This is a genomic window from Thermanaerothrix daxensis (assembly GCF_001306145.1).
GTDB classification, from domain to species: Bacteria; Chloroflexota; Anaerolineae; order Anaerolineales; family Anaerolineaceae; genus Thermanaerothrix; species Thermanaerothrix daxensis.
Window position 1 is genome coordinate 121,778 of sequence record NZ_LGKO01000002.1, and the last position, 20,945, is coordinate 142,722.

The 20,945-nt window shown below is 57.9% G+C and carries 16 protein-coding genes, 3 tRNA genes, 2 rRNA genes and 1 riboswitch; of the genes, 18 read left to right on the forward strand and 3 right to left on the reverse strand.

What is annotated here, in order from left to right:
• The first annotated feature begins 107 nt into the window (after nucleotides 1-107).
• The 18 genes from SE15_RS00635 to folP all read left to right on the forward strand — a co-directional run bounded on the left by SE15_RS00635 (nucleotide 108) and on the right by folP (nucleotide 18,188).
• Nucleotides 108-181 (forward strand) — tRNA-Ile (locus tag SE15_RS00635).
• Between the two features lie 13 nt (nucleotides 182-194).
• A tRNA-Ala gene (locus tag SE15_RS00640) sits at nucleotides 195-267 on the forward strand.
• 364 nt (nucleotides 268-631) lie between these two features.
• A 23S ribosomal RNA gene (locus SE15_RS00645) occupies nucleotides 632-4,252 on the forward strand.
• Between the two features lie 93 nt (nucleotides 4,253-4,345).
• A 5S ribosomal RNA gene (rrf, locus tag SE15_RS00650) occupies nucleotides 4,346-4,462 on the forward strand.
• A gap of 102 nt (nucleotides 4,463-4,564) precedes the next feature.
• Nucleotides 4,565-5,737: a DUF362 domain-containing protein gene (locus SE15_RS00655; protein WP_054520181.1), complete on the forward strand. Its 1,173-nt coding sequence runs from the start codon at nucleotides 4,565-4,567 to the stop codon at nucleotides 5,735-5,737.
• Between the two features lie 117 nt (nucleotides 5,738-5,854).
• The gene (locus tag SE15_RS00660; RefSeq protein ID WP_054520182.1) at nucleotides 5,855-7,783 is read left to right on the forward strand and encodes a formate--tetrahydrofolate ligase; all 1,929 of its coding nucleotides are present in this window, start codon (nucleotides 5,855-5,857) and stop codon (nucleotides 7,781-7,783) included.
• 154 nt (nucleotides 7,784-7,937) lie between these two features.
• The gene (locus tag SE15_RS00665) at nucleotides 7,938-8,816 is read left to right on the forward strand and encodes an N-acetylneuraminate synthase family protein (RefSeq protein ID WP_054520183.1); all 879 of its coding nucleotides are present in this window, start codon (nucleotides 7,938-7,940) and stop codon (nucleotides 8,814-8,816) included.
• Nucleotides 8,817-8,828: 12 nt separating this feature from the next.
• Nucleotides 8,829-10,466, forward strand: a complete 1,638-nt coding sequence (locus tag SE15_RS00670; protein WP_236689988.1) for a capsular polysaccharide export protein, LipB/KpsS family — start codon at nucleotides 8,829-8,831, stop codon at nucleotides 10,464-10,466.
• A 26-nt stretch (nucleotides 10,467-10,492) separates the two neighbouring features.
• The gene (locus SE15_RS00675; protein ID WP_054520185.1) at nucleotides 10,493-11,455 is read left to right on the forward strand and encodes a glycosyltransferase family 2 protein; all 963 of its coding nucleotides are present in this window, start codon (nucleotides 10,493-10,495) and stop codon (nucleotides 11,453-11,455) included.
• Between the two features lie 109 nt (nucleotides 11,456-11,564).
• The gene (gene bfr / locus SE15_RS00680; RefSeq protein ID WP_054520186.1) at nucleotides 11,565-12,032 is read left to right on the forward strand and encodes a bacterioferritin; all 468 of its coding nucleotides are present in this window, start codon (nucleotides 11,565-11,567) and stop codon (nucleotides 12,030-12,032) included.
• A gap of 14 nt (nucleotides 12,033-12,046) precedes the next feature.
• Nucleotides 12,047-12,757 carry a gamma-glutamyl-gamma-aminobutyrate hydrolase family protein gene (locus tag SE15_RS00685; RefSeq protein ID WP_160316632.1) on the forward strand — a complete coding sequence of 237 codons (711 nt, stop codon included), beginning with the start codon at nucleotides 12,047-12,049 and terminating at the stop codon, nucleotides 12,755-12,757.
• Nucleotides 12,741-13,580: a glutamate racemase gene (gene murI, locus SE15_RS00690; RefSeq protein ID WP_054520188.1), complete on the forward strand. Its 840-nt coding sequence runs from the start codon at nucleotides 12,741-12,743 to the stop codon at nucleotides 13,578-13,580. The genes SE15_RS00685 and murI overlap by 17 nt, the downstream gene beginning before the upstream one ends.
• 140 nt (nucleotides 13,581-13,720) lie before the next feature.
• Complete coding sequence (locus SE15_RS00695; protein ID WP_054520189.1) at nucleotides 13,721-14,248, forward strand: DUF3090 domain-containing protein; 528 nt, start codon at nucleotides 13,721-13,723, stop codon at nucleotides 14,246-14,248.
• Nucleotides 14,249-14,275: 27 nt separating this feature from the next.
• The gene (locus SE15_RS00700; RefSeq protein WP_054520190.1) at nucleotides 14,276-15,010 is read left to right on the forward strand and encodes an SCO1664 family protein; all 735 of its coding nucleotides are present in this window, start codon (nucleotides 14,276-14,278) and stop codon (nucleotides 15,008-15,010) included.
• Between the two features lie 77 nt (nucleotides 15,011-15,087).
• Nucleotides 15,088-16,125 (forward strand): homoserine dehydrogenase, encoded by a 1,038-nt coding sequence (locus SE15_RS00705; protein ID WP_054520191.1) that lies wholly within the window; start codon nucleotides 15,088-15,090, stop codon nucleotides 16,123-16,125.
• 6 nt (nucleotides 16,126-16,131) lie between these two features.
• On the forward strand, nucleotides 16,132-16,764 hold the full coding sequence (locus tag SE15_RS00710) for a hypothetical protein (protein WP_054520192.1): 633 nt from the start codon (nucleotides 16,132-16,134) through the stop codon (nucleotides 16,762-16,764).
• An 18-nt stretch (nucleotides 16,765-16,782) separates the two neighbouring features.
• Complete coding sequence (gene folK / locus SE15_RS00715; protein ID WP_083461593.1) at nucleotides 16,783-17,322, forward strand: 2-amino-4-hydroxy-6-hydroxymethyldihydropteridine diphosphokinase; 540 nt, start codon at nucleotides 16,783-16,785, stop codon at nucleotides 17,320-17,322.
• Between the two features lie 2 nt (nucleotides 17,323-17,324).
• Nucleotides 17,325-18,188: a dihydropteroate synthase gene (folP, locus tag SE15_RS00720; RefSeq protein WP_054520193.1), complete on the forward strand. Its 864-nt coding sequence runs from the start codon at nucleotides 17,325-17,327 to the stop codon at nucleotides 18,186-18,188.
• A 74-nt stretch (nucleotides 18,189-18,262) separates the two neighbouring features.
• Here the strand turns inward: folP and SE15_RS00725 are convergent, their stop codons facing one another.
• The 3 genes from SE15_RS00725 to SE15_RS00735 all read right to left on the reverse strand — a co-directional run bounded on the left by SE15_RS00725 (nucleotide 18,263) and on the right by SE15_RS00735 (nucleotide 20,660).
• Nucleotides 18,263-19,033 (reverse strand): hypothetical protein, encoded by a 771-nt coding sequence (locus tag SE15_RS00725; RefSeq protein WP_054520194.1) that lies wholly within the window; start codon nucleotides 19,031-19,033, stop codon nucleotides 18,263-18,265.
• A gap of 76 nt (nucleotides 19,034-19,109) precedes the next feature.
• Nucleotides 19,110-20,282 (reverse strand): NBR1-Ig-like domain-containing protein, encoded by a 1,173-nt coding sequence (locus SE15_RS00730; protein WP_054520195.1) that lies wholly within the window; start codon nucleotides 20,280-20,282, stop codon nucleotides 19,110-19,112.
• A gap of 300 nt (nucleotides 20,283-20,582) precedes the next feature.
• A tRNA-Pro gene (locus tag SE15_RS00735) sits at nucleotides 20,583-20,660 on the reverse strand.
• A gap of 91 nt (nucleotides 20,661-20,751) precedes the next feature.
• Nucleotides 20,752-20,894: riboswitch (cobalamin riboswitch) on the forward strand.
• Nucleotides 20,895-20,945: the final 51 nt, after the last annotated feature.

The following is a 20,945-nucleotide window of genomic DNA, read 5'->3' on the forward strand; positions in this document are numbered from 1 at the left end:
AACCGCGCAAACTGTGATCCTCTAAATCCTCGCAGCGGTGGCGAGGTCCGGTCGCAGGACGATCTTCCTATCACTTCTCAGTTGTTAAGGTGCGGGCGGCACCGGATGGGCCTTTAGCTCAGCTGGTTAGAGCGCGCCTCTGATAAGGGCGAGGTCTCAGGTTCGACTCCTGAAAGGCCCACTGCCCCGAGCGCGGGGATGTAGCTTAGTTGGGAGAGCGCCGCCTTTGCACGGCGGAGGTCAGGGGTTCGAATCCCCTCATCTCCACTGAGTTACACGGAGGAGGCCGGAAACGGTCGAGATTGACGAACGAGGTGTTTGGATAGCGTGAGTCGGAACGAAGCGCAGGTCTGAGTTACAAAGGCGAACCGCAAGGGATCAATTGTAGACGACCCGGCGGTGAGCCGGGTCGCCGTGTGAAAATTAACAAGGGTATAGGGTTGTTAGGTTGGCTTGTGCTGAGTGGTCCTGACCGTAAGGGTGAGGGGCACTGAGCGCCAGCCAACGGCGCCCGATCGCAAGATCGGAACTGCACCTTAAAAAGTGAATAGTGTGATGTAGGCCAAAACAACGTAAGGCCCAATTTCGACGGGACAAAAAAACAAAGAGTCCTGGGTTCTCCGTATCACGTACGGAAGCTACTAAGGGCTTACGGTGGATGCCTAGGCGCCAAGTGCCGATGAAGGACGTGGGTCACTGCGATAAGCCTCGGGGAGCCGTGAACAGGCGTTGATCCGGGGATCTCCGAATGGGGAAACCCGCCAGTGTGAACCACTGGCATCGCCCGCTGAACACATAGGCGGAGCGAGGGGAACCTGGGGAACTGAAACATCTAAGTACCCAGAGGAAAAGAAATTATTCCCTGAGTAGTGGCGAGCGAAAGGGGAAAAGCCCAAACCATCTCGGCTTGCCGGGGTGGGGTTGTAGGGCCTGGCGTATGGGAGTGACAAAGCAATTCGCTAGCAGAAAGGTGTGGGAAAGCCTGCCAGAGAGGGTAATAGCCCCGTATGCGAAAGCGAGTTGCCTCCCGCCAGGACCCTGAGTACCGCCGGGCACGCTAATCCGGCGGGAAGCTGGGGAGTCCACTCTCCAAGGCTAAATACACTTGGCGACCGATAGTGAACAAGTACCGTGAGGGAAAGGTGAAAAGTACCCCGGCGAGGGGAGTGAAATAGAACCTGAAACCGTAAGCCTACAAGCAGTTGGAGGGCTAATGGCGGGTCGGTGCTCCGGCGAAAGCCGGGTGCGCGCCGCTAGGCCTGACAGCGTGCCTCTTGGAGAATGAGCCTGCGAGTTAATCTCTGTGGCGAGGCTAAGGGAGTGACACCCGGAGCCGTAGCGAAAGCGAGTCTGAATAGGGCGTTGAGTCGCAGGGATTAGACCCGAAACCGGGTGAGCTACCCATGGCCAGGGTGAAACGAGCTTAACCGCTCGTGGAGGCCCGAACCCACTAACGTTGCAAAGTTAGGGGATGAGCTGTGGGTAGGGGTGATATGCCAAACGAACCCGGAGATAGCTGGTTCTCCCCGAAATAGCTTTAGGGCTAGCGCCACGCGTTCAGTAGCGGAGGTAGAGCACTGAATGGGCTAGGGGGCTTATTGCTTACCGAACCCAATCAAACTCCGAATGCCGCTACTCCATAGCGTGGCAGTCGGACTGCGGGTGATGAGATTCGTGGTCGAGAGGGAAACAGCCCAGACCATCGGCTAAGGTCCCAAAATTCAGGCTAAGTGGGAAACGATGTGGGGTTACTGAAACAACCAGGAGGTTGGCTTAGAAGCAGCCATCCTTTAAAGAGTGCGTAATAGCTCACTGGTCTAGTGACCCTGCGCGGAAAACTCAACGGGGCTAAGCCTGATACCGAAGCCATGGGTCTCAGCGAAAGCTGAGGCGGTAGGGGAGCGTTCTACTCGCGGGGAAGGTCGACCGGAAGGACGGCTGGAGCGAGTAGAAGTGAGAATGCAGGCATGAGTAGCGTAAAACACGTGAGAACCGTGTTCGCCGTATGTCTAAGGTTTCCGACGCCAGGTCAATCCGCGTCGGGTTAGTCGGGCCCTTAGCCGAGGCCGAAAGGCGTAGGTGATGGACATCCGGTCAACATTCCGGAACCACTCGAGAGGAGCGATGGAGGGACGCAGCGAGGTAGGCCAGCCTGCGATTGGTCGTGCAGGTGCATGGCGTGTCAGGCGATGAGGCCGGCAGGCAAATCCGCCGGCTGAGCTGAGATGCCGTGGCGGGCCGTAAGGCGAAGTGAGCTGAGCCTTGCTGCCAAGAAAAGCTTCTAAGCGTTGAATCTCGAGTGCCCGTACCGCAAACCGACACTGGTAGACGGGTAGAGTATACCCAGGCGAACGGGAGAACCCTCGTTAAGGAACTAGGCAAATTGGCCCCGTAACTTCGGGAGAAGGGGTGCCTTCTGGCGTGAGCTAACCGCGTAGCGCCGGGAGGTCGCAGTGAAATGGCCCTAGCGACTGGTTACCAAAACCACAGGTCTCTGCTAAGCCGTAAGGCGATGTATAGGGGCTGACGCCTGCCCAGTGCCGGAAGGTTAAGGGGAGGGGTTAGCGCAAGCGAAGCTCCGAACCGAAGCCCCGGTGAACGGCGGCCGTAACTCTAACGGTCCTAAGGTTCATTCGCGAGCCTTAGTAAAACCGAACTATATGCGGGAAACTCCTCGTACAGCCACGCGGTACTCGTTCATCCTGAGGATGGGCAGTAAAAATCCGCTGGACATGGGGACAATCCGCAGGGAAGGCTTCCATGAATGACACAGAGTGGAATGAAAATTTGGAAGAACCCTCAGAGACTTTACGTTCGGTCCCGTCTGGTATGAAACTTGAGGCGCAGTGGGTAGTGGGCTTTGTGGATGGCGAGGGATGCTTCTATGTGGGCATCAATCCGCATCCGGAGACGAGCACGGGCTATCAGGTGCTGCCGGAATTCACGGTGGTTCAACACGAACGTGATGTGCAGATCCTGTATGCTCTCAAGCAGTTCTTTGGGTGTGGGGTGGTGCGGCGTAATCACGGTGATCGAATGGCGTACCGCGTACGCAAGATTGAACACCTGCGTGAACGGATCATTCCGTTCTTCGAGAAGCATCCGCTTAAAACCAAAAAGCACCTGGATTTTCTCAAATTCCGTCGTGTCTTGCTCCTGATGGAGCGCAATGAACATCTCACGGCGGAGGGCATTGAAAAAATCCGCGCCATTGCTGCCACGATGAATACCGGGCGGGAAAGATAAAGTCCGGCTCCTCTGGAAACAGAGCGAGGTAAACCGAGCGAAATTCCTTGTCGGGTAAGTTCCGACCCGCACGAATGGCGTAACGACTAGGGCACTGTCTCAACGAGGGACCCGGCGAAATTGAAATGGCTGTGAAGATGCGGCCTACCCGCAGCAGGACAAAAAGACCCCGTGGAGCTTTACTGCAGCTTGGCATTGAGTTTGGGCATGGTCTGTGTAGGATAGGTGGGAGGCTGAGAAGCTGGGGCGCCAGCCTCGGTGGAGCCGCCGGTGAAATACCACCCTGACCATGTTTAGACCCTAACCCCACGCCGTTAACCGGGTGGGGGACCGTGCCAGGTGGGCAGTTTGACTGGGGCGGTCGCCTCCTAAAAGGTAACGGAGGCGCCCAAAGGTTCCCTCAGGCTGAATGGAAACCAGCCGTAGAGTGTAAAGGCACAAGGGAGCTTGACTGCAAGACCAACGCGTCGAGCAGAGACGAAAGTCGGGCTTAGTGATCCCACGGTACCGAGTGGAAGGGCCGTGGCTTACCGGACAAAAGCTACCCCGGGGATAACAGGCTGGTGAGGTCCAAGAGTTCACATCGACGACCTCGCTCGGCACCTCGATGTCGGCTCATCGCATCCTGGGGCTGGACAAGGTCCCAAGGGTCGGGCTGTTCGCCCGTTAAAGCGGTACGCGAGCTGGGTTCAGACCGTCGTGAGACAGGTCGGTCTCTATCCGCTGTGGGCGCAAGGGATTTGAGGGGAGCTGCCCCTAGTACGAGAGGACCGGGGTGGACAGACCTCTGGTGTGCCAGTTGTCGTGCCAACGGCATCGCTGGGTAGCCATGTCTGGCAGGGATAACCGCTGAAAGCATCTAAGCGGGAAGCTCGCCCCAAGATGAGATCCCTGTAATCCCGTCAAGGGAGTAAGGCCGCAGGTAGACTACCTGCTTGATAGGCGGCAAGTGTAAGCGCAGCAATGCGTTGAGCTTAGCCGTACTAATGGCCGAGGGCTTCCGACGTGGTGCGGAGAACTCAGGTCTCTTTGACCGGTTGGGTCTTAGGTAGGCCCACTCACACTATTCACGGCAACTTAACAAACGACCAAAAAGTCTCTTGGTGACTTGAGCGACGGTGGTACACCCGGTTACATCCCGAACCCGGTCGTTAAGCCCGTCAGCGCCGATGGTACTTGGGGGGCGACCCCCTGGGAGAGTAGGTCGTTGCCAAGAGACTTTTTTGGTTTAAAAGAGAGCCCCCTGCGGGGCTTCTTTATTTGCATTTCCCGTTTTATACTATCCTCAAACTCCATAACCCTTTAGCCGAGGTGAGAGATGAGCCCTGCAACGGTCTATTTCGGTTCACCCCGTCAGGCCCGCCTGGATTGGCGCGAAACCCTGCCGGCGAAACTGGATTTGATTCTCGAGCGCCTGAACCTGCGCGAGCGTCTCAAGGATGAATTGGTGGTCATCAAGATGCACACCGGCAACAACGTGGGCTATTCGACCGTGCACCCGGTTTTTGTGCGCCGGGTGGTGCAGGCGGTGAAGGAGGGCGGCGGTAAGCCCTTCATTGCTGATGTCTCTTGGGATGTGGCGGGTGCGGAAACGCGCGGTTATACGCCTGAGGTGGTGGGATGTCCGATCTACCCCGCTGCCGGTCCTCAGGAACGCTACTACTACGCGCATCACCGGCCCTACAAGAACATTCAAGACTGGAAAGTGGCCGGACTGATCGAGGAGGCAACTTTCCTGATCAACCTGGCCCATGCCAAGGGGCATCCTTCCTGCGGCTATGGCGGTGCAATCAAGAACCTGGCGCTGGGCTGCATGGTTGCCGAGACGCGCAGTGCCATGCATGATGTCTGTCATTATGATCCCTACTGGTTTCCGGAAAAGTGCCCCGACCCGGCTGTGCGCCAGAAGATCATAGAATCCTGCCCCCATGAGGCGCTGGTGCAAGATAAAGAACGCCCGGATCATCTGCACCTCCACGTGGATAACTGCAATCAGTGCGGGCGCTGCTTGCAGGTTGCGCCTCCGGGCAGCCTGAAGATTGACCCGGTGAACTTTGCTTCGTTTCAAGAAGCCTGCGCTATCAGTGCCTCAATTGTGATGTCTACTTTTGCGCCTGGCAAAGCCGTGCACATCGTCTTGGCCACCCACATGACCCCAGTTTGTGATTGTTTTGGTTTTACTGGCATGCCCATCTTGCCCGATGCCGGCATTTTTGGTTCGGATGATCTGGTTGCCTTGGATCAGGCCGTGCTGGATGCAACAGCACGCACACCCCTCATCGAGGAGAATATCCCCACCTCAATGGAAGTGCATACACGTGAGGGCCACCCCTTACGCTGGCTGCATGGGCCCTACAAGGATCCTTACCTGGTCACCCAATATGCAGAAGCCCTGGGCGTGGGTACCCGCCAGTACGAACTGGTGGATGTTCTACCGGTTGAGTCGTTTGTGCGTGGTCCTCTGCCGTATGTTTCGGCTTCAGGACGATAGACATTCCTCATAAATATGTCAGACAAATTACCCGGTTTTCTTGATTTTCTTCCTATCCTGGGAGATAATATGAAGTAAAGCCGTAAAGCCAAAAATTTACCCCAGGAGAAAGCAGCCATGTCACAAAAAGCCGGCCTCATTAAGCGCCGTCCGTTTCAGCCTACACCCCTGAAGCGGCGCAGTCCTGTTCCGCCTGATTTTGAAATTGCTCAGGAAGCCGAATTAAAACCCATCACCCAGGTGGCTGAAGAACTCGGTCTCTTACCTGACGAGATCGAGCTTTACGGCCCGTATAAGGCAAAGGTGCGCTTGGAGGTGTTGGAACGTCTTAAGGACGTGCCCGACGGCAAGTATATTGACGTGACGGCCATTACTCCCACTCCCCTGGGAGAGGGGAAAACCACCACCACGGTGGGGTTGAGTCAGGCGCTGGGTGCTCATCTGGGTTATAGCGTGGTGACCTGTTTGCGTCAGCCCAGCCAGGGCCCGACTTTTGGGATCAAAGGTGGGGCGGCAGGAGGGGGGTACAGCCAGGTCATCCCCATGGAAGAATTCAACCTGCATTTGACCGGTGATATTCATGCCATTACTGCGGCTAACAACCTGCTGGCAGCCGCCATTGATGCGCGCATCTTACACGAAGCCGGTGCCACGGATGAGCAGCTTTTTGAGCGCCTTTTCCCCAAGGATAAGAACGGCAAGCGCCATTTCGCCCGCAATATGTGGAACCGCTTGCGCAAATTGGGAATTGACAAAACCGATCCCGATGAGATGACCCCCGAGGAGCGCAGTCGGTTTGTACGCCTGGATATTGACCCCGATTCCATTACCTGGCGGCGGGTCATTGATACCAGTGATCGCTTTCTGCGGGCCATCACCATTGGCCAGGGCCCCGAAGAAAAGGGTATGGAACGTAAAACCGGCTTCGATATCACTGTGGCCAGTGAATTGATGGCGATCCTGGCCCTGACCACCGACCTGGCGGACATGCGCCGCCGTATTGGGCGTGTGGTGATCGGCACCAACCGCAAAGGCGAACCCATAGACGCCGATGACCTGGGCGTTGCAGGCGCTATGACCGTCCTAATGAAAGATGCTATTAAGCCCACGCTGATGCAAACCCTGGAAGGGACGCCGGTTTTTGTCCACGCTGGCCCGTTTGCGAATATTGCCCATGGCAACAGCAGCATCATCGCGGATAAGATTGCCCTCAAACTGGCCGATTACGTGGTCACCGAATCCGGCTTCGGTTCGGATATGGGCATGGAGAAGTTCTTTAACATCAAATGCCGTTACTCCGGCTTGGTGCCCAATGTGGTGGTCATGGTGGCAACCGTGCGTGCGCTCAAGATGCACGGCGGGGGGCCCAAGGTGGTGGCCGGCAAACCCCTCGATCATGCTTATACCGAGGAAAACCTGGATCTCCTACGCGCGGGTTTAGGCAACCTGCTGGCGCACATCGGCATTGCACGCAAATTCGGTGTGCCAGTGGTCGTGGCGATCAACGCGTTTGCCACCGATACCCCGGCTGAATTGGAACTCATCCGCAAGGTTGCGGTTGAAGAAGGCGGGGCTGAGGCGGCGGTGGTCTGCCGCCATTGGGAACTGGGTGGTGAAGGTGCGGTAGAACTGGCGGAGGCGGTGGTCAAAGCGGCTGAAAAGCCCTCTCAATTCCGCTTCCTCTACCCGCTGGATTTGCCGATTAAGGAAAAGATTGAGATCATCGCCCGCGAGGTTTACGGCGCGGATGGAGTGGATTATCTGCCCGAGGCGGAGGCCAAGATCGCCGAATACACCCGCATGGGGTTTGATAAACTGCCCATCTGCATGGCCAAGACCCATCTGAGCCTGAGCCACGACCCCAATTTGAAGGGTGTGCCCAAGGGCTTCCGCATCCCGGTGCGGGATATCCGCGCTTCGGTGGGAGCGGGCTTCCTCTACCCGTTGCTGGGTACCATCAGTACCATGCCCGGTTTGCCAACCCGTCCCGCCTTTTTCGATATTGATATTGACCCTGAGACCGGGCGCGTACTGGGGCTTTCTTAATGGCTTGATGCATCGTGCAAGCGCCCGCCTCCGTTGGGGCGGGCGCTTTTTATCCCGGTTTGGCCGGACAAGCCCGCCGGGCATTGACGATTGCCCTTGGGGACGGTATGATTCTGCCCTGCTTGAATTTGATACCTAATCTTGAGGAGAGATCATGGCCAGAGCAATTAAAATCGGCGACCAGTGGGTGGGAGAAGGTTACCCAACCTACATCGTGGCCGAAATTGGGATCAATCATAATGGCGATATTGAGATTGCAAAACGGTTGATGAACGCCGCGTACCTAGCGGGCGTAGATGCGGTCAAGTTCCAGAAGCGCACTCCCGAGTTGTGTGTACCCCCCGACCAGCAGAATGTGATGCGGGAGACCCCCTGGGGGTATATTACCTACCTGGAATACCGCCGCAAAATGGAATTTGGTGAAGCAGAATACCGTGAGATTGATGCTCACGCGCGTGAACTGGGGATCACCTGGTTCGCTTCGGTCTGGGATGAACCCTCGGTGGATTTCCTGGAGGCTTTCAATCCGGTGGCCTATAAAATCCCCTCGGCGGCTTTGACCGATCATGGGTTGTTGCGCAAGGTGCGCGCAACGGGTCGGCCAATCATCCTTTCAACCGGTATGTCCACCTTTGAGCAAATTCGAGAAGCCGTCAAGTTGCTGGATGCCGATAACCTGCTGATCTGCCACACCACCAGCACCTACCCCTGCCCGCCGGAGGAACTCAACCTGCGCATGATTCAGACCCTGAAGCGCGAGTATCCTGACATCCCTGTGGGCTATTCCGGGCACGAGGTGGGACTGATTCCCTCGGTGGTGGCCGTAGCGCTGGGCGCCTGTCTGATTGAACGGCATATTACCCTGGATCGGGCAATGTGGGGGAGCGATCAGGCGGCCTCGGTAGAACCGGGCGGGTTCGAGCGTTTGGTCAAGTACATTCGCGTGACCGAGCAAGCGCTGGGCGATGGTGTTAAGCGCGTGTATGAAAGCGAGTTGCCCTCTCTGCGTAAACTACGCCGCTTTGGAGTTTAGCCCTTGCCTGCTGTGCTTCAGAGGGTGAATCGGTTACCGCGGGCTCTGCGCACGCGAGCGCGCCGCTGGCACTATAACCTGCAACTGCGCCTGCTGGCACGCCGGGTGGCGGCTCAGGCTCCTGCCGAAGCGCGCACGCCGCCGGTGATTCTATTCAATGCCTCAACCCGTTTGGTGGGAATGAGCCTCAATGCCGCGTTTTCACTGCTCACCGGCTGGGCTTTACGCCTGAGCGGGACGCCAGTGGTGCATTTTGTCTGTCAGGGGGGGCTGCAGCCGTGTGTGTTGGGCACTCAGCGCGATGACCCTGCCCAACCGCCGCCGTGCGCGGCCTGCCAGGCCCAATCGCGGGCCACTTACGCCCACGCCGATGTGGCGACGTTTGTCTATCAGGAAGATGCGGAATTACAGCAAGCCATTCGTGATCTGCCTCTTCCGGCGCTGATGAACTTTACTTACCACGAGATGCCGTTGGGGGCGTTGGTCTTGCCAGCCATCCGCTGGATTTTGCGCCGCCACACCCTGGAAGATGATGCGCCTACACGGTTGCTTTATCGTCGTTACATGCTCTCGGCATGGAGTCTGGGACAGCAGTTTGCGGCGCTCCTGGAACGCGTTCACCCCATGGCCGTGGTGGTCTTCAACGGGCAGTTTTACCCCGAAGCCACTGCTCGCTGGATCGCCCGGCAGCGCGGCATTCGTGTGATCACTCACGAGGTGGGGTTGCGTCCTTTTTCGGCTTTCTTCACCGAGGGCGAAGCCACGGCTTATCCCATTCACATTCCTGAGGATTTTACCCTTACGCCCGAACGGGAGCACCGTCTGGAGGCGTACCTTTCCCAGCGTTTTCAGGGGCAGTTCACCATGGCCGGCATTCGCTTCTGGCCCGAGATGCGCGACTTGGATGCAACCTGGCAGGAGCGGTTGAGCGCTTTTCAGCAGGTTGTGCCCGTCTTTACCAACGTGATTTTTGATACCAGTCAGCCCCACGCCAATACCCTCTTCCCGGATATGTTTGCCTGGTTGGATGCGGTGCTGGAGGTGATGCGCGCCCATCCTGAAACCCTTTTTATCATCCGTGCGCACCCGGATGAATTGCGCCCTGGCAAAGAAAGCCGCGAGACGGTAGAAGCCTGGGTGGAACGCCGGGGGGTGCGCACTCTCCCCAACGTGGTTTTTGTGGGCCCGCGCGAATACCTCAGTTCTTATGCGTTAATCCAACGCTCGAAGTTCGTCATGGTTTACAACTCCTCAATTGGTTTAGAGGCCTCTATCATGGGGGTGCCAGTGTTGTGTGCCGGACGGGCACGCTACACCCAATATCCAACGGTATTCTTCCCACCTACGGCAGAGGCCTATCTGCATCAGGTGGAGGATTTTCTGCGTGCCGAACACATTGAGGTGCCGCCGGAATTCATTCGGGAAGCGCGGCGTTTCCTGTACTACCAGTTATTCGTGACCTCATTGCCCTTCGATGCCTATCTGGAAGAAGATAGCATCTGGCCGGGCTTTGTGCGTCTCAAGCCGTTCGCCTGGTCGGCGCTGCTGCCCGAAAATTCACCCACACTGAAAGTGATCGTAGAGGGCGTCCGTGATAGGAAGCCCTTTATTCTCGAGGAGATGTCGGCGTCTCTGTCGTTATCGGGGTAAATTGGGTTGGGAGCGAGGACCTAGCCATGCCGTTGTGTTCAGTGGTTATTCGCGCCTATAATGAGGCCCAACACATTGGGCGGCTGCTGGAAGGCATTCGCCATCAGACTGTGCGCGATGTCGAGGTGATTCTGGTTGATTCGGGCTCAACGGATTCTACGGTTGCCATTGCAAGTCGCCATGGGGTTAAGATCACCCACATCAGCCCGCAGGAGTTTACCTTCGGACGTTCGCTCAATTACGGCATTCGTGAAGCAACGGCGCCGTTCATTGTGATTGCCAGTGCTCATGTGTACCCGGTTTATCCGGACTGGCTGGAGCGTTTGCTGGAGCCCTTCAATGATCCACAGGTAGCGCTGACCTATGGCAAGCAGCGCGGCCATCCGGTGACCAAATTCTCGGAGCACCAGATTTTCCGCCGCTGGTATCCCGATCATTCCATTCCTCGCCAACCGCATCCCTTCTGTAACAATGCCAATGCGGCAATTCGACGGTCGTTGTGGGAACAGCATCCTTATGACGAATCACTGCCCGCGCTGGAGGATCTGGCCTGGGCACGCTGGGCGCAGGCACAGGGGTATGCCATCAGTTACGTGGCCGAGGCCGAGGTCATTCACATCCATCGCGAGACCTGGCACGGGGTGTATAACCGCTATCGTCGGGAGGGAATGGCTTTCAAGCAGATTTACCCGCATGAGCGCTTTGGCATCCGGGATTTACTACGCCTCTGGCTGAGCAATGTGTGGAGCGATTGGCAGGTGGCCAGGCAGGAGGGAGTCTGGCGGCGGGAGTGGTGGAACGTTGTGCGCTTCCGCTGGGCGCAATTTTGGGGGACCTATCACGGCTACCGTCAAAGTGGACCGCTCACCTGGGCACTCCGTCAGACGTTTTACTATCCCCAAATGCCGGCACCCGCGCAGCAGAGGACGGAAGTGCGCCGTGAGGTTGCCCCGATCCCCTATCACGAGGTAGAGGATTGGGAGGTCTGAGGTGCAGGGGCACAACTGGCTTGGGATTATAATAAATATAATAAAAAAAGAGGGGTCAGTAAAAAACCTTGATTGTCCGTCCAAATTCAGTGAGGGAAAGGAGTGAGCCATGAAAGGAAGTCCGAAGGTCATCGAGGTTCTTAACCACCTGCTGGCGGATGAATTGACCGCCATTAATCAGTACATGGTGCATTCGGAGATGTGTGCAAACTGGGGGTATGCGAAATTGCATGAGGCCATTGAGAAACGCGCTATCACCGAAATGCATCACGCTGAAAAATTGATCGGGCGGATTATCTTTCTGGAGGGTAAACCCATTGTCAGCCAGTTAAATCCGCTCTATATCGGGGAGGATGTGGAATCCCAGTTGAAGGATGACTTGCAAGCCGAATATGAAGCGGTAAAAGCCTATAATGCCGCTATCCGGCTGGCCGTGGAAGAGAGTGACCACGGCACTCGGGCTTTGCTGGAGAGTATCCTTCAGGATGAAGAGGAGCATGCCGATTGGATCGAAGCCCAGTTGGATCAGATTGCTCACATGGGATTGCAGAATTACCTGGTTGAGCAAACCGATTAGTCAAGGCGCTGGGTGTGATTAAGCCGCTTATTGGTATCACATTAGGATCCAGACAAAAAGAATCTGAGCGCTCGTTCGTTTTGAATGAGTTGTATGTAACGGCCATCGAGCAGGCGGGAGGCATTCCAGTATTGCTTCCCGCCTTGCTCGAAGAGGCGGCGGTTCGCGAAGCCCGCCGGCGGCTGGATGGCTTGCTGTTGACCGGTGGAGCGGATGTGGATCCCACCCTATATGGGGGAGCGCTACATCCCAGGGTGTACGGGGTGGATGCGCGCCGCGACACCACCGAAATTGCTCTGGTGCGCCTGGCCGTTCAAACCGGCTGGCCTTTCCTGGGAATCTGCCGCGGCATTCAGGTCATCAATGTAGCGCTCGGCGGCACGCTCTATGCGGACCTCCCCGATCAGTTGGGCCAGGTAGTAAACCACTGGTCGGAGGAGACAGGGCATTCGGTGCGGGTTGAGCCGCAAAGCCGATTATCGAGCCTAGTGGGGGCGGGCGAGTTCAATGTGAATAGTTACCACCATCAGGGCATTGAACGCCTGGCACCGGGGCTGAAGCCCGTGGGCTGGGCGCCCGATGGTCTGGTCGAGGCCGTGGAGATTCCGGATTATCCTTTTGCAGTGGGGGTGCAGTGGCACCCCGAGCGCCGGCAGAATTCACCCCAGCATCGGGTGCTGTTCGAGGCACTGGTACAGGCGGCGCATGATGGGCGACGGGGTTAAACCGGCTTGCATTGGGGTATTTGATTCGGGAGTGGGAGGGCTTTCGGTCCTGCGCGCCATTCGCGCCCTTTTGCCCCAACACCCGGTGCTTTACCTGGCCGATCAGGCGCATGTGCCCTACGGCCCACGCACGCTTGAGGAGGTGCGTGGGTTTGCCGAGGGAATCACCCGTTTCTTGCTGGCGCAGGGGGCCCGGGTGATTGTGGTGGCGTGCAATACGGCTTCGGCCGCGGCTTTGCATTATCTGCGTGCAGCTTTCCCGGAGGTACCCTTTGTTGGCATGGAGCCTGCGGTTAAACCCGCTGCTGAGCAGACCAACAGCGGTCGTGTGGGGGTGTTGGCTACTCCGGCTACCTTTCAGGGGGCACTGTATGCCTCGGTGGTGGAACGCTTTGCCCGTCACGTTCGTCTTTATCAGGATACCTGCCCGGGCCTGGTTGAAGCCATTGAGGCCGGCGATTTGGAAGGAGAGCGCGCACGTCACATACTCGAACAAGCCCTGAAGCCCATGCTGGCGGAGGGAATTGATACGGTGGTTTTAGGATGCACGCACTACCCCTTCGTCATCCCGCTCATTCAAGAAATCGCTGGGCCGGGGGTGCGTGTGATTGATCCGGCGCCGGCGGTTGCCCGCCAGACCCGGCGCGTTTTGGAGATGCGGGGGTGGCTGGCTCCCGAGGGAGGCCGTGCGCCGATGCGTTTCTTTACCAGCGGCGATGTGGACAGGTTGCAGGCGCAGGTACGGCGCCTTTTGGGGGATGAGCCTTGTGAGGTTGAAGGCGTGCTCTGGGAGCGGGGGGACTTAAGGCGGGCACCTTTCTAGAAGCCTTTGAACAACACACGTTACAAGCGGGCCATACTCTCAGAGGGGTGGATACGTTAAGCAAGTGCGTGTTTAAGGGCGCGAGGTCGGGTATACTGGGTATACTATATAAACAGGACTAAGGAGGCTCAACTTATCCTATGCCGCGCACTGAAATTGATTTAGATCCCGTAACGCACATAACCGCGGATGCGATTGGCAAGCCCGGGCAACGCGTCTTTTATCTGCAAGCCTGGCAGGGAGCGCAATCGGTCACCCTGCTGATTGAAAAGATACAGTTGCAGACTCTGGCGCTGGGTGTGACCCAGTTTCTGGAAGAATTGAGCCGTCGTTACCCTGACCTGCCCCCGGCCTCGCCGCTTTATCAGGAGGCAGCAATGCACATCCAGCCACCAGTAGATCCGCTGTTCCGTGTGGGTGAAATGGGACTGGCTTACGATCCTGAACGTGATCTGGCTTGTCTGGTGGCTTATGAACTGGTGACCGACGAGCGTAGTGAGGAGGAGGGCTCGGTGGTGCGGTTCTGGTGTACGCGCTCCCAATTACTGGCGCTTTCGGCATGGGGGCTGGAAGTGGTGAATCGGGGTCGTCCGATTTGTCCGCAGTGTGGCGAGCCCATGGACCCGGAGGGGCATTTTTGCCCCCGCCGCAACGGGCATAAACACTGATGCCGAGGTGGCTGACCGAAATCAGGGATGAGTGAAGGTCAGGAGGTAGTGCCCATCATCCAGGCCCTGGAGCAGGGAGAGATTACCCTTCAGGGGGAGTTGCTACTGGGCTCCAATTACACCTTTCTGGTCCGGGTGGTCCATCAAGGGGGCGAGTTTCTGGCGGTGTACAAGCCCACGCGGGGCGAACAACCCCTGTGGGATTTTCCACCCGGCACACTGGCGCTGCGCGAGGTGGCGGCCTATGTGGTCAGCCAGGCGCTTGGCTGGGACCTGGTGCCACCAACGGTATATCGTCGGCGGGGGCCCCTGGGCAGGGGTTCGCTTCAACTCTATATTGAGCACGATCCGGAGTACCACTACTTTACTTTTACTCCCGAGGATCGCCAGCGCCTGCGCCCGGTAGCATTGTTTGATTACCTGGTCAATAATGCAGATCGCAAAGGCGGGCACATTCTCTTCGATTCCGAGCACCATCTGTGGCTAATTGACCACGGAATCTGCTTCCATGTTGAAGATAAGTTGCGCACGGTGGTGTGGGATTTTGCAGGTGAACCCATCCCGCCAGAATACTTGCAGGCCATTGAGACCTTTGGCGCTGGTTTGAAGGACATCTCCAGCCCGCTGAACGCAGCGCTGGAGCGATTACTCAGCCCGGCAGAGGTGCGGGCGCTGGCCCGGCGGGCTCAACGCCTTCTGGAGAGCGGGCGCTTTCCTCTTCCCCCTGCAGGACGGCGCTATTACCCATGGCCGCCGGTCTGAATTTGACATTCTGGGGGTTTGTGGTACAACATGCATGACATTTGCTTCGATCTCAATGATGTGGAGGGCAAAATACGATGGCGCGACAGGTGACCCTGGCAATGGTTGGTTTCGGTAATGTTGGACGAGCGTTTGCGCGTCTGCTTTTGCGCAAGCAGCCCGAACTGCTTAAGCAATTCGGCTGGCAGGTCATTGTGACGGGAATTGTCACAGGGCGACATGGGGCGGCCATTAACCCCGGGGGCATCAACCTCAACCATGCGCTGGAATTAAGCGAGCGCGGTCAGTCGCTGAATGTGCTTTCGGCACAGCCGGTGCCACAAAACACGCTGGAATTTCTGTATGCCAGTTCGGCAGAGGTGATGATTGAGACCTCGCCCGTGAATCACCTGACCGGCCAGCCCGCCATTGACCATATCAAGGCGGCGCTGCAGAAGGGCATGCATGCCATTACCGCCAATAAGGGTCCGGTGGTGCACGCTTACAAAGAGTTGACCGAAATGGCCGCGACGCGGGGGAAGCGTTTTCTCTTTGAGGCCGCCGTCATGGATGGAGCACCGATTTTCTCGCTTTTCCGCGGGTCGTTGCCGGCGGTGAACTTACTGGGCTTTCGCGGCATTCTCAACTCCACCACGAACTACATTCTTGGGGAGATGGAGCAAGGGCGTACCTTTGAGGAGGCCGTGCGCCAGGCCCAGGCCATTGGTATTGCCGAGACCGATCCCAGCGCGGATGTGGATGGCTGGGATGCGGCGATTAAAGTGGCGGCACTGGTGACGGTGCTCATGGGCATTCCGCTAAAGCCCCAGGAGGTGGAACGGCAGGGAATTCGCGACCTGACGCCGGAGCACATTGCAGAAGCCCGCGCAGCGGGTGAACGCTGGAAACTGGTCTGCACAGCGCGTCGCCAGGGTGATCTGCTGCTAGAGGCACGCGTGCGCCCAGAGCGTGTCTCGGCGGATTCGCCCCTTTACGCTATTGGCGGCACCAGTTCTTACGTGGAGTTTCAACTGGATGTACTGCCGGGTTTGGGGATCGTAGAAAGCAATCCTGGCCCTGAGACCACCGCCTACGGGCTGCTTGCCGATCTGATCAACGCGCTACGTCATCAATAGGGGCTTATGGGTGAGGCTTACTGGGTTGCGGGCGGGGTTGCCACCGAGGCCGGGCTGGTACATGCCCTGGCAGAGGCCGGTTTGCGATCTGCTTGGATGGAAGAAAGTCATGTCTGGGGCGTTCCGCTCGCACAAGCCCTGCCCGGCCTAATGTATGCCTGGCCGTTTCTGCCTGCCCCCAGCGCATTGCGGTGGCTACAAAGTCAGGTCGCTGCGCTGCGGCACGGTGAACGTGAGTGGCTTCTCTTGGTGCAATCAGAAGAGGGCAAGCCACTTGTTTGGAGTGCCCTGGCCAGCGCAGGAGGGGTAGGCCGTTACAATGTGCTTCCACGGACGCGCTTACGTGATCTTCCCCCCTGGCAGTTTCAGGCCTCTCCGCAGGCCTGGCGGGACTGGCTTGCAGAGGGTGGGGTGGAGGCGGCCCACCTCCGTTACCTGGTCGCCTTGGGGGCGCCTCCGGCTTTGCCCGGCGAGGAAGAAATGGCCTTGACCCGCCTCTCAGTGCCCTGGCCGGGAGACTCCTTGCCGGCTGTGCTGACGCAATGGGGTGAACGGGTTGAACACGAAGCCCCTGCCGTTGCGCTGATGATGAGCCAGGTTGGTGGGGCCATGGTTGCCGTGATTCTGGAAGCGGTTTAGTCCAGTTGGGTTGGTCCTATGGGAAGATATCCGATCATCGTTTATCTGGCACTGGGGACGAACCTGGGGGATCGGCTCCAGAATTTGCGGCAGGCGCTGGCGGCCCTACCGCCGGTGGCTCAACCGCGCCGGGCCTCGGCGGTTTACGAAACCCTTCCCTGGGGTATTACTGACCAGCCCCTCTTTCTCAATATGGTAATTGAAGCAGAGACCTATCTTGCCCCTCAGGCTTTGCTGGGCGAACTTAAGGCTCTGGAACGGCGCCTGGGACGAAAGGAAGGGATACGATACGGCCCGCGCTTGATAGACCTGGATATTTTGCTCTACGATGAGGCCGTCATTGATCTGCCCGATCTTTGCATTCCGCATCCTCGCATGGCGGAGCGTGCCTTTGTGCTGGTGCCGTTGTGCGATCTCTATCCCCACGGACGTCATCCCCACTTGGGGGAGACGTTTGAGGCGTTGCGGGCGCGCTTGGATTGCAGTGGAGTGAGGTTTTGGGCGGGACCGGAGGCCGTGTGGCCGTTTGGGCCATATTCTGAGCAGGAGGTGACGTAATCATGTTTGCTGTTCCTCTGCCACGCTGGGGAGAGCGTACCTATACCATGGGAATCCTCAATGTGACGCCAGATAGCTTTTCGGGAGATGGCTTGCTAACCGAGGGTCAAGTAGTGGAAAGGGCGTTGGAACAGGCTCGCCGCTTTGTGCAGGCAGGGGCGGACATTTTAGATATTGGCGGGGAGAGCACGCGCCCGGGATCAAGGCCGGTCAGTGCCGAGGAGGAGATGGCACGGGTCCTGCCGGTCATTGAGGCTTTGGTCAAACAGGATTGGGGGGTGATCCTTTCGGTGGATACCTACAAGGCTGTGGTGGCGGAGGCCGCTCTGCGTTTGGGGGCTCACTGGGTGAACGATGTGTGGGCAATGCGGGCGGATGAACGCATGGCCGAAGTCGTGGCGCGATACGGGGCAGTGGTGATTTTGATGCACAATCGTAGTCAGCCCGAGAACGCGGAACTTCGTGAACGGCTGGGCGGGCGCTATGTGAATATCGCCTACACTAATCTGATCGAGGATATCAAGGCGGAATTACTGGCAAGCGTGGATCTGGCGCTTGCGGCCGGGGTGCCCCGTGAGCATATTATCCTCGATCCGGGCATTGGGTTTGGTAAGACGGTGGAGCAAAACCTGCATTTGATCCGCCACTTAGATGCTTTCAAAACCCTGGGTTTTCCCCTTTTGTTGGGACCTTCACGAAAATCGTTCATCGGCTATACCCTCAATCTCCCACCCGATCAGCGTCTGGAGGGAACGTTGGCGGCGGCGGTGCTGGGGGTGGAGCGAGGTGCAGACATCTTGCGCGTGCACGATGTGGAAGCCGTGGTGCGGGCTGTGCGCATGACCGAGGCCATCCTGCGCGCGTGATCGAGCAAACTCAGTGCGGGGGTATCGCTGAGGGCGGTCCTTGCGCCGCCCTCAGCGATTTTGGGGTTTGAGTTTTACGGCGCGATATTGTTCCAGAACCAGTTGAAGGCGTAGTAGCCAGCGGGGCTATCCAGGCGGATGGCAATGCGGGTCTGGCCTTTCAACTCAGCCGGGATGGTGTAGGTGAACTCCAGTCTGCCTCCCGTGCCCGAGTCGCTGATCCCAACTACAATGCCGCCAATGCCTTTCGTGCCATATTTGCCCATGCGCACGGTAAAGGTCTGGTTGGCAGGGAAGTTGTTAGTGCGGATGGTGACCTTATCATCCTTTACAACGCTCAAGATGGCAAAGGTGGGAATTCCACTGTAACCGCTACTGGTGGGTTTGGGTGTGGGGGTGGGGCCGGGGGTGGCCGTTGGGCCGGGGGTTGCGGTGGCGGGGGTGCTCAGATTGTAGAACCAGTTGTAGGCATAGTAGCCGCCCGGTTTGCTATCCATGCGGATCGAGATCTGGCGCAGTCCTTTAAGGGCAGCGGGAATGTTATACGTCAGAGTCTGAGTACCACCGCTTCCTGAGGTAAACTGCCCCACCTCAATACCGCCTATGGCGCGGGTGCCAATCTTGCCCATGCGCACAGTGAAAGTTTGATTGGGGGGGAGATTGACGGCTTTGATGGTCACCGATTCGTCGGGCTTGACCGAGACAATGTCAAAGGTGGGGTAACCGGTGTAGGCCTGCACCAACCCGGTGGGCAGCACCAGGGGGAGAGCCAGGGCAAGGATGAGGCCCCAACCGATCCAGAAGCGGCGGTTAAGGCGCACACGGAAAAAAGAAAGGGGTTTCATGGGTTTACTCCTGGGCACTCAGGCCCACTTTGAAAATTCCGGCCCCCGTTGTTGCAGAGGGCCGGGTGGAAGGGTTTTAGCGCACCACACGTGGCGCCAGCCAGAAGGCCAGGTCATCCTGGGAGTTGCCGTTGTTGAGCACTTTGAGGATAAACTGCACCGACTTGCCATCCAGGCTGCTCAGGTCCACATCCAGGCTCTCCCATTTGCCGTCGTAAGTCTGCGTCCAGGAGCCCAGGTTTTGTTCAGCGCCACCATCGGCAACGTAGTTCAACTGGAACATCACGTTGCAATTCGAGGCGCCATCCAGACAGCCGATGATGGCCTTGAAGCGATCCCCTTTGGCGACTTTGAAAGTCGGGAACTTCCCACTGATGAAGCCTCCATCCCCGGCAGAAGGCACGGTGATGAGGGCCGGCTCATCTTCCTGGCGGCCTCCTTCCAATTTGGGAGCGTTGTTGATGGTGATGGAGCCGTTGGTGGTGTCAATCCCGCTTGAGGGGCAGGTGAGCACACCGGCGGAAGTGCGCCATTCGGCTGCACAGTAGTTTGCTGCCAGATCAAAGGCCACCTGCGAGGGTTCCCGCACTTTAATCTTGACCCAGAAGGGCTGGCTGGCATCGCGGCCCAGGCCAAAGATGACGCCATCGGCGCTGCGCAGTTTCCAATTGCCGGTATAATCGCCGGGTTTTGTCGGAGCCTTGAGGTTGACGGAGATATCAACCGTCTCGCCCGGGCGCACGGTGGTGCCAAGTTTTTGTGAGGCCGGGCCGTCCATGGCGTTGCCGCTGGCGAAGACGAGGGCGTATTCTGCCGTCCAGGTACAAGAACCGATGTTCTGCAAGCGCCAGGTCTTGGTGAAGGCTTCACCCGGGCGGAATTGGGCGCCATCGGGCACGGTTACGTCCTTGACGAACTTCGCCCAATTGCAGGGGATGGGGGTCGCCGTGGGTGTGGGCGGCACCAGAGTGGGCAGAGCGGTGGGAGCCGTCGTTGGGGGTGCTGGGGTTGCGGTGGCCTCCTGCGGGCCAGGGGTGGCGGTTGGGAAGGGACTGGGAATGGCTGGCGTTACTGTCAGTTGAGCGATGAGGGTTTGTAGGGCCATCTCGGTCAGGCGGGCTTCCACGGTTTGCGCCGCGTAGGTGGCAGCCTGGTTGGTGGTGGGGCGCGGCTCACGCGGGAAGCACCCGCTAACCAGCATGGCCAGGATCAGGATGCTCAGTGTGAGCCATGGGAATGCCTTTTTCATAATCTTCTCCTCCTTGCCTTCCAGATATTGGCATCATTATTCAGGATAAAAACACGGGATCTTTATCTAAATAATGACGTTGGATCCCCAGCAATAGTTCCATTGGGGGTCTTGTGAATGATTCAGGAAGAAGGGGAAATGCAAGTTGCGATGCCCCCGCTAACAGGATTATAGCAGAGTAAAGGGTGGAGGAGCGAGGGAATCGGATGCTGGGATATGGAGGGTGCAAGCGGGGTGGAGCAAAGGGATAAAAAACAAAAGCCCTTTGGCTTTTTGATTCATCCACCAAAGGGCTCTTCCTGGTCGGGGCGCTGGGATTTGAACCCAGGACCTCTTGCACCCCATGCAAGCGCGCTAGCCGGGCTGCGCCACGCCCCGTGACGACCTTTATTATAGCCGGGAAACCCGGATTTGGCAATCCTTTCTTGACAATACCCCTTTCCCTGCTTACAATCACTTTAGTTTGACAACCTCATAACACCTGCCGGGTGCCAGTCTTCCCGGATGGAGCGGCTTAAAGGCGAAACCGGTGCAAGTCCGGTGCTGTCCCGCAGCTGTAAGGAGGGCGAATGCCCTCCAAGCCAGATCGCCCGCCCGGTAGGGGTTCGCCAACCTCTCGCGGAAAGGAGGTGGGAACCGATGCTCTGGCGGCCTTGGTCTCTC

Bases quoted from the DNA above. Each gene is read 5' to 3' on its own strand.
- SE15_RS00655 (WP_054520181.1), top strand. From the start codon at position 4,565: ATGAGCCCTGCAACGGTCTATTTCGGTTCACCCCGTCAGGCCCGCCTG.
- SE15_RS00660 (WP_054520182.1), top strand. From the start codon at position 5,855: ATGTCACAAAAAGCCGGCCTCATTAAGCGCCGTCCGTTTCAGCCTACA.
- SE15_RS00665 (WP_054520183.1), top strand. From the start codon at position 7,938: ATGGCCAGAGCAATTAAAATCGGCGACCAGTGGGTGGGAGAAGGTTAC.
- SE15_RS00675 (WP_054520185.1), top strand. From the start codon at position 10,493: ATGCCGTTGTGTTCAGTGGTTATTCGCGCCTATAATGAGGCCCAACAC.
- bfr (WP_054520186.1), top strand. From the start codon at position 11,565: ATGAAAGGAAGTCCGAAGGTCATCGAGGTTCTTAACCACCTGCTGGCG.
- murI (WP_054520188.1), top strand. From the start codon at position 12,741: ATGGGCGACGGGGTTAAACCGGCTTGCATTGGGGTATTTGATTCGGGA.
- SE15_RS00695 (WP_054520189.1), top strand. From the start codon at position 13,721: ATGCCGCGCACTGAAATTGATTTAGATCCCGTAACGCACATAACCGCG.
- SE15_RS00700 (WP_054520190.1), top strand. From the start codon at position 14,276: ATGAGTGAAGGTCAGGAGGTAGTGCCCATCATCCAGGCCCTGGAGCAG.
- SE15_RS00705 (WP_054520191.1), top strand. From the start codon at position 15,088: ATGGCGCGACAGGTGACCCTGGCAATGGTTGGTTTCGGTAATGTTGGA.
- SE15_RS00710 (WP_054520192.1), top strand. From the start codon at position 16,132: ATGGGTGAGGCTTACTGGGTTGCGGGCGGGGTTGCCACCGAGGCCGGG.
- folK (WP_083461593.1), top strand. From the start codon at position 16,783: ATGGGAAGATATCCGATCATCGTTTATCTGGCACTGGGGACGAACCTG.
- folP (WP_054520193.1), top strand. From the start codon at position 17,325: ATGTTTGCTGTTCCTCTGCCACGCTGGGGAGAGCGTACCTATACCATG.
- SE15_RS00725 (WP_054520194.1), bottom strand. From the start codon at position 19,033: ATGAAACCCCTTTCTTTTTTCCGTGTGCGCCTTAACCGCCGCTTCTGG.
- SE15_RS00730 (WP_054520195.1), bottom strand. From the start codon at position 20,282: ATGAAAAAGGCATTCCCATGGCTCACACTGAGCATCCTGATCCTGGCC.